We start from the raw sequence: 369 nt of genomic DNA on the forward strand, positions 1-369 counted from the left end.
CGGCCGAGGAGTGGGCCGGGGTCGTGCGGCTGCGGCGGATGTCGGTCGAGGGGGAGGTGGTCGGGGAGGTGGGTGTGGGGTTCGTGGCCGGGGCGCGGGGCGTGGTCCGGGTCGGTGTACCGGCGTCGGTGGCGCCCGTCGGGCCGAAGGAGTTCCTGGTGGCGGACGCGGACGGGCTGCGGGCGGTGCACTTTCCGGTGCCGGATCGTGAAGTGCTGTATGTCCAGCCGGAGTTCGTGGTCGCGATCGTGCCGGGCGGAGTGTCGGTGACGGCCCGTACCCTCGTACGGGATCTGCTGCTCCAGGCCGACCGGCTGGACCCGGACGCCCGTGCCGACCGAGGCCTTGTGACACTGCTGCCCGGCGAGG

General features: G+C 73.7%; 1 pseudogene. It reads left to right on the plus strand.

Features of this window, described 5'->3' with window-relative positions:
* Positions 1–369, plus strand: a pseudogene (locus tag ACLZOT_RS50505) (glycoside hydrolase family 2 protein); the annotation flags it as partial.

Origin of the sequence: Streptomyces sp. 4F14, from assembly GCF_048159485.1 — a bacterium.
In the GTDB taxonomy this organism is placed as follows: Bacteria; Actinomycetota; Actinomycetes; order Streptomycetales; family Streptomycetaceae; genus Streptomyces.